At 62.5% G+C, this 16,145-nt stretch carries 12 protein-coding genes; 5 read left to right on the forward strand and 7 right to left on the reverse strand.

All coding sequences use genetic code 11. From position 1 onward, the window contains the following. Nucleotides 1-80 precede the first annotated feature (80 nt). Entirely contained in the window at nucleotides 81-1,355 is a 1,275-nt protein-coding gene (locus tag MHX66_RS08010) for an IS256 family transposase (protein WP_239202042.1), read from the reverse strand. A 428-nt stretch (nucleotides 1,356-1,783) separates the two neighbouring features. Between MHX66_RS08010 and MHX66_RS08015 the strand changes: the two genes are divergently transcribed. From MHX66_RS08015 to MHX66_RS08035, 5 genes are read left to right on the forward strand one after another with little or no spacing between them, the layout of a single operon-like run. After that, nucleotides 1,784-2,536 carry an ABC transporter ATP-binding protein gene (locus MHX66_RS08015; RefSeq protein WP_239202044.1) on the forward strand — a complete coding sequence of 251 codons (753 nt, stop codon included), beginning with the start codon at nucleotides 1,784-1,786 and terminating at the stop codon, nucleotides 2,534-2,536. Between the two features lie 2 nt (nucleotides 2,537-2,538). Next, nucleotides 2,539-5,178, forward strand: coding sequence for an ABC transporter permease (locus tag MHX66_RS08020; protein WP_239202046.1), 2,640 nt, complete (start codon nucleotides 2,539-2,541; stop codon nucleotides 5,176-5,178). Nucleotides 5,179-5,219: 41 nt separating this feature from the next. After that, the gene (locus MHX66_RS08025) at nucleotides 5,220-6,206 is read left to right on the forward strand and encodes an alpha/beta hydrolase (RefSeq protein ID WP_239202048.1); all 987 of its coding nucleotides are present in this window, start codon (nucleotides 5,220-5,222) and stop codon (nucleotides 6,204-6,206) included. Nucleotides 6,207-6,251: 45 nt separating this feature from the next. Then, nucleotides 6,252-7,511, forward strand: a complete 1,260-nt coding sequence (locus MHX66_RS08030) for an NRAMP family divalent metal transporter (protein WP_370646289.1) — start codon at nucleotides 6,252-6,254, stop codon at nucleotides 7,509-7,511. Between the two features lie 47 nt (nucleotides 7,512-7,558). Beyond that, on the forward strand, nucleotides 7,559-8,389 hold the full coding sequence (locus MHX66_RS08035; protein ID WP_239202050.1) for a putative hydro-lyase: 831 nt from the start codon (nucleotides 7,559-7,561) through the stop codon (nucleotides 8,387-8,389). An 89-nt stretch (nucleotides 8,390-8,478) separates the two neighbouring features. Here MHX66_RS08035 and MHX66_RS08040 read toward each other — a convergent pair whose 3' ends face one another. The 6 genes from MHX66_RS08040 to MHX66_RS08065 all read right to left on the reverse strand — a co-directional run bounded on the left by MHX66_RS08040 (nucleotide 8,479) and on the right by MHX66_RS08065 (nucleotide 16,032). Next, nucleotides 8,479-9,123: a GntR family transcriptional regulator gene (locus tag MHX66_RS08040; protein ID WP_239202052.1), complete on the reverse strand. Its 645-nt coding sequence runs from the start codon at nucleotides 9,121-9,123 to the stop codon at nucleotides 8,479-8,481. A gap of 14 nt (nucleotides 9,124-9,137) precedes the next feature. Beyond that, nucleotides 9,138-10,967 carry a biotin carboxylase N-terminal domain-containing protein gene (locus MHX66_RS08045; RefSeq protein WP_239202054.1) on the reverse strand — a complete coding sequence of 610 codons (1,830 nt, stop codon included), beginning with the start codon at nucleotides 10,965-10,967 and terminating at the stop codon, nucleotides 9,138-9,140. 65 nt (nucleotides 10,968-11,032) lie between these two features. After that, on the reverse strand, nucleotides 11,033-12,688 hold the full coding sequence (locus MHX66_RS08050) for a carboxyltransferase domain-containing protein (RefSeq protein WP_239202056.1): 1,656 nt from the start codon (nucleotides 12,686-12,688) through the stop codon (nucleotides 11,033-11,035). Then, nucleotides 12,685-13,461, reverse strand: coding sequence for a LamB/YcsF family protein (locus tag MHX66_RS08055; protein ID WP_239202058.1), 777 nt, complete (start codon nucleotides 13,459-13,461; stop codon nucleotides 12,685-12,687). The genes MHX66_RS08050 and MHX66_RS08055 overlap by 4 nt, the downstream gene beginning before the upstream one ends. Nucleotides 13,462-13,599: 138 nt before the next feature. Further along, entirely contained in the window at nucleotides 13,600-14,352 is a 753-nt protein-coding gene (locus MHX66_RS08060) for a DUF3239 domain-containing protein (RefSeq protein WP_239202060.1), read from the reverse strand. A gap of 33 nt (nucleotides 14,353-14,385) precedes the next feature. Beyond that, nucleotides 14,386-16,032: a DNA repair helicase XPB gene (locus tag MHX66_RS08065; RefSeq protein ID WP_239202062.1), complete on the reverse strand. Its 1,647-nt coding sequence runs from the start codon at nucleotides 16,030-16,032 to the stop codon at nucleotides 14,386-14,388. Between the last annotated feature and the right edge of the window lie 113 nt (nucleotides 16,033-16,145).

The raw sequence follows: 16,145 nt of genomic DNA on the forward strand, positions 1-16,145 counted from the left end.
ATCGTGGTTTCCCTTTCGAGGAAGTGTGGTTACGGATTCGAAAGGTGCTGCGGTGGTCGCCTCGTGCATTCATAAGGTCGTCACCGGCAGCTACAGATACACCACACTAAAGGACGCAACCCTCGTTTACCTTCCTTGGCGCGTCTAGCAGCGCGTTTGTCTTCGATATTGCAGATCATCAACCACAGAGTCTTCAACGCGGACTCATCATTGGTGAACTGCACCCGGTTGCGGGTAGCTTTGCGCAGCTCATTGTTAAACGACTCGATAGAGTTCGTCGTATAGATAACCTTCCGGGCCGCCGGCGGGAACTGCAAGAACGGCGCGAACCGTTCCCACGCGTCCTGCCACACCTTCACTGACCTGGGGTATTTCTCGCCAAGCTCAGAGGATGCGAACTCAGCCAGTGCTGCAGCAGCACTGGACTCATCAGGGGCGGTATAGACCTTTTTCAATGCCGCTGACACGGCCTTGCGATCCCCGTAGGCCACCCACCGGTTGGCGGCACGAATCAGGTGCACGATACAGGTTTGCACCATAGAGCCAGGCCAAGTTGCCTCCACTGCCTCAGGCAAGCCTTTGAGCCCGTCACAGCAGACAATGAAGACATCCTTGACTCCACGATTCGACAAGTTAGAGCACACCTGCGCCCAAAAGGATGCGCCTTCTTCCTTGGCTATCCAGAGTCCCAGGATGTGCTTGATTCCCTCGACGTCCACACCGATGGCCATATAGGCGCTCTTGTTGACCACGCGGCCACCGTCACGGACTTTGATACGCAACGCGTCAAGGAAGATGACGGGGTAGAACTCGTCTAGCTGGCGGTTTTGCCACACCATGACTTCATCAAGGACGGCGTCAGTTACAGCGGAGATCGTCTCATGGGAAATATCCACCCGCATGGCGGTGGCCATATGGTGCCTGATATCGCGGATGGTCATCCCGCCGGCATACAAACTCACAATCATGTCATCGACGTCGGTCAAGCGCCGGGAGCCCTTTGGAACCATGGTCGGGATAAACGTACCGGCTCGGTCCCTGGGCACGTCCACAGTGACTGGCCCGTAGTTGGAATCAACGGTCTTTGAATACGATCCGTTACGGTGGTTGTCGGTCCCAGCTGCAGCTTTGGCGTCTCTATCGCCCGAGGAGTAGCCCAAGTGGGCATCCATTTCAGCATTCAAGCCCCGGGTAATCGAAGCTTGCAACATGCCACGGACCAGGTCATTGGCATCCGTGGTGGAAGTGCCTAATTCATCGATCAGCTTCGCGATTTCAGGGTTAGCAAGAAGCTTTTGCTCAATCGCGTCAATCTTGGCCTTATCGGCCGAGTCTCGTCGTGCCACAGTAGTCATTCTGGCTTATCTCCTTATGCGGGATGGAATCCCACACACAAACCATCAGACACTCTCTCACCGTGGTGTCTCCTCCTCTAATCCTTTTGCGCTACAGTGGTGCTCTTATTGTCAGTATCGAACTTCGTCGTATCTGAATCGATCGGTTCAACTACATTGATTCGACCGGCGTACCTCACTTCGTGCGCCAACTCTCCGGGACGCAAGCCTCTACCCATCCCAGAAGCTCAAGGCTTTGTAAAATGCCATAGCAAAGGTGACGAAAATATACTCCGTGAGTGTCGAGTCCCATCGTGGTACAAGCCCCATTAATCGACAGTTCGTGCATATAATTTGGTTATGCAAACAGGTGTCTAAAGCGAGAAATCTGAGTCGCTAGGGACCGCCGTTGACTGTGGGATAGATAGCTGAAATAAGGAGCAACGCTGATGACGCACTCTGAGAACAAACAACTAGAAAGCGCCGCTCGCGCCGTAGACGTACGGAAGATCTATGGTCACGGAGAGACCGAAGTAAAAGCACTGGACGGTATCTCCATCGATTTCCATGACGGGCAGTTCACCGCCATTATGGGGCCTAGTGGATCTGGTAAATCCACACTCATGCACTGCATGGCAGGCCTGGATTCCATCACTAGTGGAAAGGCTTACATCGGGGACACCGACATCTCCACGCTTAACGATAAGCAGACCACGACCCTGCGGCGTGACCGTCTGGGCTTCATCTTCCAGTCCTTCAACTTGGTCCCTACCCTCACTGCAAAGGAGAACATCACCCTGCCGCTGGACATCGCCGGCCGCAAGGTCAACCAAGACTGGTTCGACGAGGTTGTCGTACGCCTCGGGCTCAAGGATCGACTAGGCCACCGACCGTCTGAACTATCAGGTGGCCAACAGCAGCGCGTTGCCTGCGCCCGCGCCTTGGTCTCTCAGCCGGAGATCATCTTCGGCGACGAGCCGACCGGCAACTTGGATTCCAACAGCTCCGCAGAAGTCCTAAGCATCCTGCGCAACGCCGTGGACAAGGACAATCAGACTGTCGTCATCGTCACCCACGACCCGAAAGCTGCCTCGTATGCAGACAGGGTGGTTTTCCTCGCCGACGGACGAATTGCAGACGAGCTTGAAAAGCCCGACGTTGACGCCATCCTCGGCGTCATGGGCAAGTTGGAGGAGCACTAGTAATGCCCAACTCCACTGGCACCCAAAAGCCTCGCGGCTCGGCAGATACTGGCAAGTCCCGCAGCAGCCATACTCGTGCCGTCGCGAAAGTCTCCTACCGCAGCGTGCTGGCCAACAAGGTTCGCTTCCTCCTCACCATCCTCGCAGTGGTGCTGGGAACCGCGTTTATCTCCGGTTCCTCCATGTTCACCGACATGATGCAGAAGTCTTTCAACGGTGTATTCGAAAACGTTTATTCCGCTGTAGATGTCGAAGTAACTCAGAAGGATCCGACTAAGCCGATCACGCAGGAAACACGAACCAAGTTAGAGGACAACAAGGATGTCAAAAGCGTTGCCATGGCATCCGAAACCATAGCTGTGGTCGCAAAGGACGGTAAGCAGCTGAGTACCGGTGGGGCTCCCTCGGTGGTGTTTCCCAACGACACCGGCGAGAACGCACCCGGCCCCTCCATCACCGTGGCTGATGGCCGCGAGCCGAAGGGCGAGAAAGAGGCGATGATCAACACCGATGCTGCCGAGAAGCACGGCGTGCATATCGGTGACACTCTGAAAGTTATCGACGTCCGCGACAGCCATGACTACAAGATCGTCGGAATCTACGACACGGACTCTTCCGTGGGCGGCTACCTCGGCCTGGCGATTGACACTCAGGTATATATCGACCGCTATACCAACGGCACCTTCCCCGACGGTTTCTGGCTGTCCGCTAAGGATGGCGTGACCCCAGAGCAGCTCAAGGATTCCGTCCAGCAACAATTCCCAGAACTCAAGGTCGTCACCGGCGACTCGATCGTCGAGAAAGCCACCAAGGAGATCCAGGACGGCCTCAGCTTCGTCAACTATTTCCTGCTGGCCTTCGCCCTGGTCAGCCTGCTGGTGGGCGCGTTCATCATCGCCAATACTTTCTCCATGGTCGTCGCCCAGCGCATGCGGGAGTTCGCCCTGCTACGCTCCCTGGGCGCCTCCCGCAGCCAGCTGACGACCTCGGTTGTCTTCGAGGCCGTTCTGGTTGGCCTCGTCGGTTCGGCGTTGGGCATCGTGGCCGGCATGGGGCTGGCCAAGGGCATCTTCGCAATCATGGATATGGCCGGGTTCGGCCTGCCGAGTACCGAGCTCAGCCTCACCCCGCAGGCGGTGATCCTGCCCCTCGTTATCGGCGTGCTCATCACCGTGGTTTCCGCGTGGTCACCGGCGCGCCGTGCCGGTCGCGTGCACCCGGTCGAGGCGATGCGCTCGGGTGATGTCTCTAGCTCGTCGCCGCTGAAACTACGCACCATCGCCGGCGGGATCGTCGTCCTACTTGGTGTCGTCGCCGCGGTTGTCGCTCTTGTTCTTAACGACGCCGACACGGGGGTTCGGGCGGGCATCCTGGGCGCCGGTGCCTTGTTGGTGATTGTCGGTACTTTCCTTGCCTCTCCGGCGCTATCCATCCCAATCGTCCCCGCACTGGGGCGCGCCTTGGGCGCTCCGTTTGGGGCGGTTGGAAAGTTGGCGTCCACAAACTCGCGCAGGAACCCGCGACGCACCGCAACAACAGCGTTTGCCCTGACCTTGGGCGTGGCGCTGGTGGCGGCATTCGGCATGGTGGGCGCGACGATGAAGAGCGCCATGGAGGACATGATCGGCGACACGGTGAAGTCCGACCTGGTGGTCAGTGGTCCGCAGAACCAGGGCTTTCCGCTGCCGCAGGGTGTGGAGAAGGCCGTGGACGAAGCCGACGGTGTGAGCTCGCACTCCACCCTGGGAGTGGTGCCCGTCAGTGTAGGCAAGCCCATGAGCGAGAGCAACGTGACCTATGCGGGAATGTATGCGTTTTACTTCAAGGGGCCGCTCGGTAAGTCCATGGGGCTTAACTCGCTGGGCGAGGAGCTGAAATCCGACGAGCCGGGCTTCTACGCCTCCGAGGGTAAGGCCAAGGCTATGAAGTGGAAGGTCGGCGACGAGGTGCCGATGTATCGCGTTGGCCAGGGGGAAATGGGCAAGATCAAGCTGCTGGGCATCTACACCGAGCCGCTGCAGTCGCAGACGCTGCTCAACGAGGCCGCGCTGAAGCCCTACGTGGGGCAGGGCAAACCCCTCGACGAGACTGAGGATCTGAGCATCTTGCAGATCCTTGTCCACGGCGACGGAAACATCAGCGAGAAGGACCTGAAGGACAACGTGAGCAAGGCGGTGGAGCCGTTCATCGTGGCCGACGTGCTTACCCCCACCGAGTACGCAGGTACCGTCTCCAGCGGCATCGACCAGATGCTGATGATCCTCAACGCCATGCTGGCGCTATCGATCCTGGTGGCGATCCTGGGCATCATCAATACTCTGGCGCTGAACGTGATCGAACGTCGGCAGGAGATCGGCATGCTGCGCGCGGTGGGCATGTTCCGCAAACAGGTGCGCCGCATGATCACCCTCGAGGCCGTGCAGATCGCCATCTATGGCGCGCTGGTGGGCGTGCTCATCGGCGTATGCCTGGGCTGGGTCTTTGTGAAGGTGCTGGCCTCCGAAGGTTTGGATGGTGCGGTCCTGCCGTGGCAGCTGCTGGTTGGCATGATTGTGGGCTCCGGCATCGTGGGCGTGCTGGCCGCGCTGTGGCCGGCGCACAAGGCGGCGAAGACCTCCCCGCTGGAGGCGATTGCCGACTAAAGCGGGAACCTTGTCCGGGGTCGAAACTACAATGGCTAACCATGAGCGAGCAGACCCCGAACTCCGACATTGTTAACCTGCCCAGCACTGGCGGCGACGTGCAGGCTGGCGTGGAACCGCTGAATGCCCAGCAGCAGCTGGAGCAGCTAAACAATTTCTTTGAAGATAATTATCCGGAGATCTTCAGCTCCCTCGTCAACGACGAGGGGATTCCCTACAAGGATCAGTCCTGCCCCGTCCCCGCGGAGCTGGTGGACGAGACGGAGCGTATGTGGGCACGTGTGCCCGACCTGCTGGCGCATAGCAGCTTGCTGGTCCTGGGCGCGGGGTTGGACCACCGCATGCCGCACGTCGCCTACACCTCCCAGGTGCGGGCCGAACCCTGGACGTCGCAGCACCCCGCGCTGCCGGATGGGGTTGTGGGAACGGTATTGACGCCCCCTGATCCCACCGGAGCCGTAGCCGTCAGCTTGCACGGTGGGCCAGGCTGGTTCGGTGACGGTGCAAGCCACGACCAGTTCTGGCTTCCCCTCTTTGCCGCGCTCGCGGAGCGTTCCGGGGTGACCATCGTGGATCTGACTTATCCGCTGCCGGGGTACGGATCCTGGGATCTTACACAGCAGGACGTGGCGGAAGCCGTCGCACAGATCCAGGCGGAGCTGAAGCCGAAAGCTTTCGGCCTAGTGGTATTCGGCAGCGGGCTAGTGGCCGCGGGCCAGGTGGTGGGGTCGACTCTGAGTTCGGCTCTGGGGGCGGATTGTGAGCTGGACTTCCTGGCGGCGCTCAGCCCGCGAATCCCGGAGGGGTTCGCGGTGGATATTGCAGGAGTGCCCACGGCAGTCTCCCTTGCGAGCTTCGACAGTAGGGGAACCGCAGGGGGCGTCATTAAGAAGTACCTCGAGGAAAGCGGCGCCGAGGTGCAGTTTTACGAGTACGACAGCGAGCACATTATCGCAGCTCCCGCGGTGTGGCGGCAGCGAGTGGACGAACTGGCGGAATGGCTGCGGAAGGCAGTTGCAGATTGTTGAACAACATTCTAAAGTGATACAAATCACTGATAGAAAGGTGCCGACATGTCGAACACAGACGAGCACGAGGGCAACGCGCCCGCAGACAGCAAGCCAGTAGGCGGAAAACCCGAAGCAGCCCGCGCGGCTACATTCACAGCATCGCTGGGCGCAATGTTCCTCATGGCCACCAGCGCCATCGGCCCGGGATTCATCACCCAAACCACCGTGTTTACGGTGGAGATGGGCGCGGCATTCGCGTTTGCAATCCTCGTTTCGATCCTGGTGGACATCGCCATTCAGCTGAACGTTTGGCGCGTATTGGGCGTATCCGGCAAGCGTGCCAACGAGTTGGGCAATGAGGTTCTGCCGGGGCTCGGCTGGGTCATGGCAGCGTTCGTGTTCATTGGCGGGCTGATCTTTAACATCGGCAATATCGGCGGAACGGGCCTAGGTATCAATGCGATGCTCGGCTGGGACCCACTGCTAGGCGGCGGGCTGTCCGCAGCGATCGCGATCTTTATCTTCCTATCGAAGCGCGCGGGTATGGCTCTGGACCGCATCGTCGTTGGCCTGGGTGCCATCATGATCTTGCTGATGATTTACGTCGCAGTAGTTTCCGCGCCGCCACTAGGTGAAGCTCTGAGGAACACAGTGGCGCCGACCGAGGTGGACTTCCTGGTGATCACCACCCTTATCGGCGGCACGGTCGGTGGATACATCACCTTCGCGGGCGCACACCGCATGATTGATTCCGGGCAGACCGGAGTTCAGAACGTAAACACGATCACCAAGGTTTCGGTCTCTGGCATCATCGTGACCGGGGTGATGCGTACGCTGCTGTTCCTGGCGATCCTGGGCGTGGTCGCTTCGGGCGTGACTCTGGCTGGCGACAACATGGCCGCAGACGCATTCCGCCACGCAGCTGGCGACATCGGCGTGCGCTTCTTCGGCGTGGTGCTGTGGGCCGCAGGCCTGACTTCTGTAGTGGGCGCTTCTTACACCTCCCTGACATTCGTCACTTCGCAATCGATGAAGAAGTCCACCTTCAATTGGCTGGTCGTGGCCTTCATCGCCGTGTGTGCCGTGATCTACCTGATCCTGAACCAGGCCCCGCAGAAGCTGCTGATCTTCGCCGGCGCATTCAACGGCCTGATCCTGCCGATCGGATTCGCCGTCGTTCTGTGGGTGGCCTGGCGCCGCCGCGACCTGCTGCAGAACTACAAGTACCCAACCTGGCTGTTGGTGGTGGGCGTGATTACCTGGGTGCTGACGGTCTATCTGGGGTGGAACTCCATGAGCAAGCTGCCGGGCATCTGGGCATAAGAAGAATCACGGCTTAAGACATAAGAAAAGAATCGGGAGCTGCGGAAATGTCAGACAACATTGCACGACAAGGGGCTGTGGGGCAGGAGCGCCAGGAGAACCCGGGTGCGCTCTCGCCACAGCAGGCGCGTCAGATCTTCCGCAGCGGCACCGTGACCCACACGTCGGGCTACTCGCGGGGTTATGCACAGGCGAACCTGATCACCCTGCCCCAAGAGCAGGCTTTCGACTTCCTGCTGTTCGCTCAGCGCAACCCGAAGCCGTGCCCGCTGCTCGGCGTGCAGGAAGCCGGACAGGTTTCCTCCGAGCTGCTGGCGGACGGGGACATCCGCAGCGACATTCCGCTGTACCGCGTGTACCGCAACGGCCAGTTGGACAGCGAGGTTCCGGACGTGCGCGACGTATGGCGCGAGGATCTGGTCAGCTTCATCATCGGCTGCTCCTTCACCTTCGAGACCGCGCTACTGGATAACGGCGTGCCGGTGGAGCACATCACCCAGGGCAAGAACGTGCCCATGTATCGCACGAACATCCCCACCAACCCCGCTGGGGTGTTCTCCGGCCCGATGGTCGTCTCCATGCGCCCCATCCCAGCCGCCCAAGTAGCCGACGCAGTTCGAATCACCTCCCGCTACCCGGCAGTACACGGCGCCCCGGTGCACGTCGGCGACCCCGCGGCTATCGGCATCCAGGACGTGAACAATCCGGACTTTGGCGAGGCCGTGGACATCCCGGCCGGCACGATTCCCGTGTTCTGGGCCTGCGGGGTAACCCCACAATCAGTGGTAATGGAATCCAAGCCCGAGTTCGCGATCTGCCACGCGCCGGGGCACATGCTGATCACCGACGCGCGCGACCTGCAGTACCAGGTGCCCTGACACCTCACCCCTGCCCCCACACGCCTGCGCCTGCAGCCCGGGGCTCCACTTCGGGCGGGCCTTGAGGCCACACCCCCCGGGCGACCCCATTAGCCGAAGTAGCGCTCGATGTTATCGCTCGTGCGCTGCAGGAACCCGGCCAGCTGGTTGGCCGCCTCCTGCCAACGCTCTTCTGCGATTAGATCCGTCACCGTGCGGTTTTGCGCAATGAACTCCACGTGGAACTCGTGGTTCAGCCGGTTGGCGCGGGCAAACCCAAGGCGCATCTGCGCCAAAATGCGATCCATCGAGTGGTTCAACCCCGCCGATCCAGCGCTGGCGACAATAGCGCGGTGAAAATCCTGGTTCGCATCCGCAATTGCACGGATGTCCTCCTCGCTGGCGTTTGAACCAGCGGAATCTCGCAGCTCTTCCGCGGTGGAGACTATCCCCTCCAACTCGTCCAGCCCTTCTCGCCGCCCCCACAGCAGAGCCCCCGGCTCCAGCACCATGCGGGCGGCGTACATGTCGGCCAAGTCCTCGCGAGTGGGCTCCGCGATGAAAACACCCCGGTTGGGGATCCGCTCCAGCAGACCCTCCGAAACCAGGGTGGCGAAAGCCTCCCGCAGAGTGTTGCGGGAGATTCCCAGCGACTGGGCCACGTTCACCTCATTGAGCTTTTCGCCCGGTGCATAGGCGCCGGAGGCGATACCGTCAAGGAGAGCTGAATGCGCGATAGCCGACTGAGAGTGCATAGCAGTACAGCTTATTACGCGATGTGTCCCAATGCGTCTCCCTTCGAAACATTGTCGCCTGGATTTAGCTGCGCCAGCGTGATGGTACCGGCGGATTTGGCCTCCACCGTGGATTCCATCTTCATGGCCTCGATGGTGGCGATCGGCTGTCCGGCCTCCACGGAGTCGCCATCGGCGACCTGCCACTTCACCAGTACACCGGTGTACGGGCACACCACGGCGTTAGCGTCGGCACTGCCACCGGCGGGGCCGCCCGTAGAAGAAGAGCCCGCGCCGGGGTTACCAGCGGCCGCGCTGGAACCGGTGGTGGAGGAGGCCGAGGTGGCGTCCGCACCTGAAGAAGCAGCGGCGGCAACACCGAAGGACGAAGGAAGGCTCACGCGGTGCAGGCGGCCGTCGATCTCCACGGTAAGAGTGGTGCGCTCGGTGTAAGCATCCTCGACGTCCTCCGGGGAAGAACCGGCATAGCCCGCGCCGATGCCGGGCTCGTACTCCTTGTCCACCCAGTCGGTGTAGACGTGCAGATCGTCGCCGCAGAACGCAGGGTGGGTGACGATGTCCTTGTGGAACGGCAGTACGGTGCGCACACCCTGGATGCGCATCTCGGCCAGAGCGGCCTGGGCGCGGCGCAGGGCGACCTCGCGGTTCGGGCCCTTGACGATCAGCTTGGCCATCAGGGAATCGTAGAAGCCGGGGATCGTGGAGCCGGAACGCACGCCCGCGTCCACGCGGATGCCCGGACCCGTCGGAACCTCGAACTGGGTGACGGTGCCGGGGGAGGGGACGAAGCCATTGGCGGCATCCTCCGCGTTGATGCGGAACTCGAAGGCGTGGCCGTCGCTGGCCGGATCCTCGTCGAAGCTCAGCGGCAGGCCGGCGGCGATGCGGAACTGCTCGCCGACGATGTCCACACCCGTCACAGCCTCGGTGACCGGGTGCTCGACCTGCACGCGGGTGTTGACCTCCAGGAAGCTGACGGTGCCGTCCTCGGCGACGATGAACTCCACCGTGCCCGCGCCCGTGTAGTTCGCGGCCTGGCAGATGGAGCGGGAGCCCTCGATGATGTCGGTGCGCTGCTTATCTGTCAGGAAAGGCGCCGGGGCCTCCTCGACGAGCTTCTGGAAGCGGCGCTGCACCGAGCAATCGCGCGTGCCAACGACGCGCACGTTGCCGTGCGTATCGGCCAGCACCTGCGCCTCCACGTGGCGGGGCTTGGTCAGGAACTTCTCCACGTAGCACTCGCCACGACCGAAGGCTGCCTTGGCCTCACGACCTGCGGACTCGAAGGCGGCCTCGATGTCGTTGTAATCGTGCACGACCTTCAGACCACGGCCACCGCCGCCGAATGCGGCCTTGATGGCGATGGGCATGCCGTGCTCGTCGGCGAAATCGCGGGCCTGCTCCCAGTTCGGGATCGGATCCGGGGTGCCGGGCGCCAGCGGGGCGCCAACCTCGGTAGCCAGGGCGCGAGCAGCGACCTTGTTGCCCAGGGTCTCAATGGCCTCCGGTGTGGGGCCGACCCAGGTCAAACCAGCCTCCGCGACGGCGCGGGCGAAGTCTGCATTCTCCGAAAGGAAGCCGTAGCCGGGGTGCACGCAGTCTGCGCCAGCACGCAGGGCGATATCCAGTAGGGCTGGGATGTTCATGTACGTTTCAGCGGCGGTATTGCCGGGCAGGGTGTAAGCCTCGTCGGCGATCTTTGCGTGCAGGTTGTCCACGTCTGCCTCGGAAACGACGGCGATGGAGCGAATGCCGAGGTCCCGGGCTGCGCGGGCGATGCGAACGGCGATCTCGCCGCGGTTGGCGATGAGGACGGTCTGTAGTGGGAAGGTCTCGTGGCTCATGGGTTCGTTCCTTGTCGTTGCGGTCGTTGCGGTCGTTGTCGTCTTGAGCGTTGTGTCAGGGAGCATTACTGGGTTTTAGGCGTGTCTTCTCGCGAGGCAGCCCCAGCGCTTGCCGGCTGTGCGAAGTCGATCAGCTCGAAGCGCACTGTATCTCCCGGGGCCAGCTGGCCGGCCTTGTCCAGGTCCTTGTCGATGACAGTGGCGATAACGGGGTAGCCGCCGGTCACCGGGTGGTCTGCCAGGAACACCACGGGCAACCCATTCGGCGGAACCTGAATGCTGCCGCTGACCATGCCCTCGCTGGCTAGTTCGCCGTCGCGGTCGCGCTTTAGGGGTTCCGGCGCTTCGTTCCCCTCTTCTAGCGCCAGGCGCAGCCCCACGCGGTTCGACTGGCCCGTCACGGTCCATTCGAGCTCCGTGAATCGTTGCAGTTCTGCTTCGCCGAACCAGTCGTTGCGCGGCCCGGCCACACAACGCAGTACGTTCGTGCCATCAAAGGGGTTGGTGGTCGCACTACCGACGGAGGCTCGGGCAGTACGGCGCCCGGCCTTCAATACGTCGTCGGTGGCCACGGGCTGTGGCCCCAGCCCGGAAAGAATGTCGGTGGAGTTGGAGCCCAGGACCTCGTCCGTCACCAGCCCGCCGCGTACGGCCACGTAGTTGCGTAGGCCGTTGCCCGCCCCGCCGAGTGGTTCTACCTTCAGCGTCTGTCCAGCCTTCACCTGCACCGGAGCGCCCAGCTCGAAGTTCCGTCGGCCGATCGATACCTTCGCCCGTGCACCTGTCACGCATACGGCGGTATCCACCAGCGCTTCCAGCTCAAGACCGCCGATGTTCTCCAGTACGGTTGCGCTCGAGGCGTTGCCGACTACGTCGTTTGCTGCCCAGGCGCTCGCTCGGTCAACTGCACCGGAGCCGTTCACGCCGATGTCGCCGTGGCCTGCGCGCCCAGAGTCCTGATATAGGGTCTGCAGCCCCGCATCGAGGACCTTTACACTCTGGCGGGCAGGGACGATAGGTTTCTTGTTTTGTGACGCCCCCACGCCCGCGCCGGCCGTGGCCTTCTTTGCGGAGCCAGCCTCAGCGCTAATGGATTCGCGCACCTGGCGATAGCGCACGGTATCGCCCGGCTGTAGCAGCGCAGGCTGTTCTGCATTCGTATCCCACATTGGCTGCGTGGTGTGACCCAGCAGCTGCCAGCCGCCGGGGGAGGTGCGGGGATAGACCGCGGAGAACTGTCCGGCCAGGCCCACCGCGCCGGCCGGAACGGCAGTGCGCGGGGAGCTGCGGCGGGGTACGTCCCAGGTGTAGGACTGGTCGCCTGCGGCCGGCACGCAGTATGTGAACCCCGGGGCGAAGCCGCCGAAGGCCGCCAGCCACTGCTGCTGGGTGTGGCGGGTGATGAGCTCCTCAGTGGAGATACTCATCAGTTCCGCGACATCCGCCAGGTCCTCGCTGTCGTAGACGACGTCAATGGTGACTTCCCGCGGGTTGGCCTCCGCAGAGCTCTGCGGGTGGAAGTCCCGCAGGGTATTCAAGCCGGCGATGGCGGAGGAGTGGGCGTCAAAACAAACAAGCACAGTGCGCGCCGCGGCGATGGCCTCGACCTGACCGGGCAAGGGGCTGGCTACGAGCGAGGCGTGCCAGGACATCACTGTGTCCAGGTCGGGCAGGTCTACGATGACGGCGCGGGTGCCGACGGGGGAAACGGTGTGGCTCACAGGAAGCTCCCGATGGTGATGTTGTTGGACTGCAGTTCGGCGGCGATGCGCTCTGCCATGGCGACCGCGCCGGGGGAATCGCCGTGGACGCACACGGAATCGGCGGCCGTGCGGATGGTGGAGCCGTCGATGGCCTCGATCGTGCCTTCCTTGGCCATACGTACCACGCGGCGGGCGACGACCTCCGGGTCGTGCAGAACGGCGCCGTTTTCGCGGCGGGAGACCAGAGTGCCGTCCGGGTTGTAGGCGCGGTCGGCGAAGACCTCGTTGATCACGCGCAGGCCGGCCTTTTCTGCGTAGTTGGCGGCAACCGCGCCGGGCAGCAGCATTACGGGCAGGTCCGCGCCGAATGCCTTGATGCCCTCGATGACGGCCTTGGCCTGGGCCTCGTGGTGGACGATCGTGTTGTACATCGCGCCGTGGGGCTTGACGTAGCGCACCTGCGTACCGCGCGCCTTAGCCAGCGCGTCGAGGGCGCCGATCTGGTAGAGAACCTCGTCGGCCAGCTCGGCGGGGGAGTAGTCGATGAAACGGCGGCCGAAACCGGCCTGGTCGTTGTAGCCGACGTGCGCGCCGACGGAGACGTTGTTCTCCGCGGCGGCGGCCAGGGTGTTGGAGATCGCGTGGGCATCGCCGGCGTGGAAGCCGCAGGCGACGTTGGCGCTGGAGACGATGGCCACCATTGCGGCGTCGTCGCTGACGGGGTTGCCGCCGGTCGTTTCTCCGAGGTCGGCGTTCAGGTCGATGGAAAGCGGACTGCGGGTGGTGGACATGCGATCGACTCCTTGCGTGGCCGGGGAGTGCGGGGCGCCGCACCTCCGGCCGGATTGTTCAACAATGTGCGTGCCAGTTTAGTGACCTACACAACCATTGTGAAATCAATCACCCGCTTGTCGCAACGGTGACCTGCGTTATTTTTTATCCCGCTTGTCCCTGTTGTCCTGCTTAGCCTTCTTGGCATCAGCCTTGGCAGCAGACTTGGCGCCAGCTTTGGCATCTTCTTCCAGGACGTACACGCTGCGGTTGGCCTGCTTGGCCTTGTCCACCTGGTCCAGCAGCCCCTCCAGGCGATTCCACAGGTTCGTGCTGATCGCCCGCTCCGCGCGCTTCCACACCTTCGCATCCCCGGTGCCCCACGCAACTGGCATGGGGGAGATCTCCTCGTACACCTTCGGCCCGCGCGTCGGCCGGTAGCCGGTTACGGCCATGGACGGCACCCGCGCACCGACCTCACGGGGAACACCCGGCACAGAGGTCACGGTGCGGTATGCCAGGGCGGGAACGGTCTTCGCTGGCTCGGTAGAGGCGTCCACAAGCATCAACAGCACCATGTCGCGCGCGTTGACCTCCGCGATCATCGCCGGGGCCAGCTGGTACATGTCGAAGTACTGCTGCGGCGAGCCCATCTTGCGCGGCAGCACCGGAATCAGGATCAGGCACAGCAGCGCGAACACGCCCAGCGCGAAGCTAATCGCGAGGGCCCACCACTGAGAACCCGCGGTGATCAGCAGCACGGCCACGATCACTGCCAGGACGGCGGCCAGCACGCCCGCCGAAACCTGCATACGCTTCGCATCACGCAGGAATTCGTTGTGCTTGCGGGCGTATTCCTCGTCGACGTCGAAGTTGAAGTCAACCTGCATCGGTTGCTGGGCGGCGGACATGGGGCTCCTTAAAACAGAGGGGTCTTAAAAATTCTAAAGGTCGAAAGAGTCGACGATGCGGTAGCCGTAGCCCTGCTCAGCCAGGAAGCGCTGGCGGTGCGCGGCATAATCCGCGTCTAGTGTGTCACGCGCGACGATGGAGTAGAAAAACGCCCCGCCGCCGTCCGGCTTCGGGCGCAGAATGCGGCCCAGGCGTTGCGCCTCCTCCTGCCGCGAGCCGAACGTGCCGGAAATCTGGATGGCCACGGACGCGCCGGGCAGATCGATGCTGAAGTTCGCCACCTTGGAAACCACCAGCGTCTTCAGCTCACCATCGCGGAACTGCTGGTAGAGCTTCTCGCGCTTGGCGTTGCCGGTCTTGCCGTCGATGACGGGCACGTCTAGCTCCTCGGCGATCTCTTCTAGCTGGTCGATGTACGCGCCGATGATCAGCGTCGGCTCGTCCGGGTGCATCTCCATGATCTTGCGCACCACCTTCGTCTTCGTCGGGGTGGTGGCGGCCAGTCGGTATTTGTCGGATTGCTCGGCGGTGGCATAAACCATCCGCTCGGCCTCGGTCAGCTGCACGCGTACCTCGGTGCAGTCCGCCGGGGCGATCCAGCCCTGCGATTCGATGTCCTTCCATGGGGCGTCATAGCGCTTCGGCCCGATCAGGCTGAATACGTCGCCTTCGCGACCGTCCTCGCGCACCAAGGTAGCGGTGAGCCCCAGGCGGCGACGGGACTGCAGGTCGGAGGTCATGCGGAACACCGGGGCGGGCAGCAGGTGCACCTCGTCGTAGATGATCAAGCCCCAGTCGCGGGAGTCGAACAGCTCCAGCGCCCGGTATTCGCCCTTCGACTTGCGGGTGACCACCTGGTAGGTGGCGATGGTCACGGGGCGGATCTCCTTTTTCTCTCCGGAGTATTCGCCGATCTCCTCCTCCGTCAGGGAGGTACGGCGCACTAGCTCGTCCTTCCATTGCCTGCCCGCGACGGTGTTCGTCACCAGGATCAGCGTGGTGGCCTTCGCCTTGGCCATCGAAGCCGCGCCGACCATCGTCTTGCCGGCACCACACGGCAGGACGACCACACCCGAGCCGCCCTCCCAGAAGCTATCGGCCGCCATCTCCTGGTAGTCGCGCAGCTGCCATTCTTCGTGTTCCTGCGAAAGCTCGATGGGGTGCGCCTCGCCGTCGACGTATCCCGCCAGGTCCTCTGCGGGCCAGCCGACCTTCAACAGTTCCTGCTTGAGCCTGCCGCGCTCGGAAGGGTGCACAACGATCGAGTCTTCGTCGATCTCTGCGCCCAACATGGGCTTGATCTTTTTGTGACGCCGGATCTCCGTCAGCACAGCCCTGTCCGTCGTCTCCAGCACGAGGCCGTGGGCCGGGTGCTTGATGAGCTTCAGCCGCCCGTAGCGATCCATCGTGTCGGCAATGTCGATGAGCAGTGGCTGCGGGACGGGGAACCGCGAGTAAGTTTCCAGCACGTCCATGACCTGCTCCGCGTCGTGCCCGGCGGCACGGGCGTTCCACAGCGCTAGCGGGGTGATGCGGTAGGTGTGTACGTGCTCGGGTGCGCGCTCCAACTCCGCGAACGGCGCCAGCGCGGTGCGCGCCTCTTGCGCCTGTTCGTGGTCGATTTCCAGCAGCACGGTCTTATCCGACTGCACAATGAGCGGTCCGTTTCCAATGCCCACGCTGTGTGTCACTTCCTTTTTGTTTATCGACGCCACCGCGACGGTGTTGCTCAAGCCAAAGACATCATTTTACGCTGCAGTGGTGCGAACTCGTGCTCCACTATGCTGAGACC

It is taken from the genome of Corynebacterium sp. ACRPH (assembly GCF_022347285.1).
Classification (GTDB): Bacteria; Actinomycetota; Actinomycetes; order Mycobacteriales; family Mycobacteriaceae; genus Corynebacterium.

Excerpts from the sequence above, each read along its gene's own strand:
- MHX66_RS08010 (WP_239202042.1), bottom strand. The coding sequence starts at position 1,355 with ATGACTACTGTGGCACGACGAGACTCGGCCGATAAGGCCAAGATTGAC.
- MHX66_RS08015 (WP_239202044.1), top strand. The coding sequence starts at position 1,784 with ATGACGCACTCTGAGAACAAACAACTAGAAAGCGCCGCTCGCGCCGTA.
- MHX66_RS08020 (WP_239202046.1), top strand. The coding sequence starts at position 2,539 with ATGCCCAACTCCACTGGCACCCAAAAGCCTCGCGGCTCGGCAGATACT.
- MHX66_RS08025 (WP_239202048.1), top strand. The coding sequence starts at position 5,220 with ATGAGCGAGCAGACCCCGAACTCCGACATTGTTAACCTGCCCAGCACT.
- MHX66_RS08030 (WP_370646289.1), top strand. The coding sequence starts at position 6,252 with ATGTCGAACACAGACGAGCACGAGGGCAACGCGCCCGCAGACAGCAAG.
- MHX66_RS08035 (WP_239202050.1), top strand. The coding sequence starts at position 7,559 with ATGTCAGACAACATTGCACGACAAGGGGCTGTGGGGCAGGAGCGCCAG.
- MHX66_RS08040 (WP_239202052.1), bottom strand. The coding sequence starts at position 9,123 with ATGCACTCTCAGTCGGCTATCGCGCATTCAGCTCTCCTTGACGGTATC.
- MHX66_RS08045 (WP_239202054.1), bottom strand. The coding sequence starts at position 10,967 with ATGAGCCACGAGACCTTCCCACTACAGACCGTCCTCATCGCCAACCGC.
- MHX66_RS08055 (WP_239202058.1), bottom strand. The coding sequence starts at position 13,461 with ATGTCCACCACCCGCAGTCCGCTTTCCATCGACCTGAACGCCGACCTC.
- MHX66_RS08060 (WP_239202060.1), bottom strand. The coding sequence starts at position 14,352 with ATGTCCGCCGCCCAGCAACCGATGCAGGTTGACTTCAACTTCGACGTC.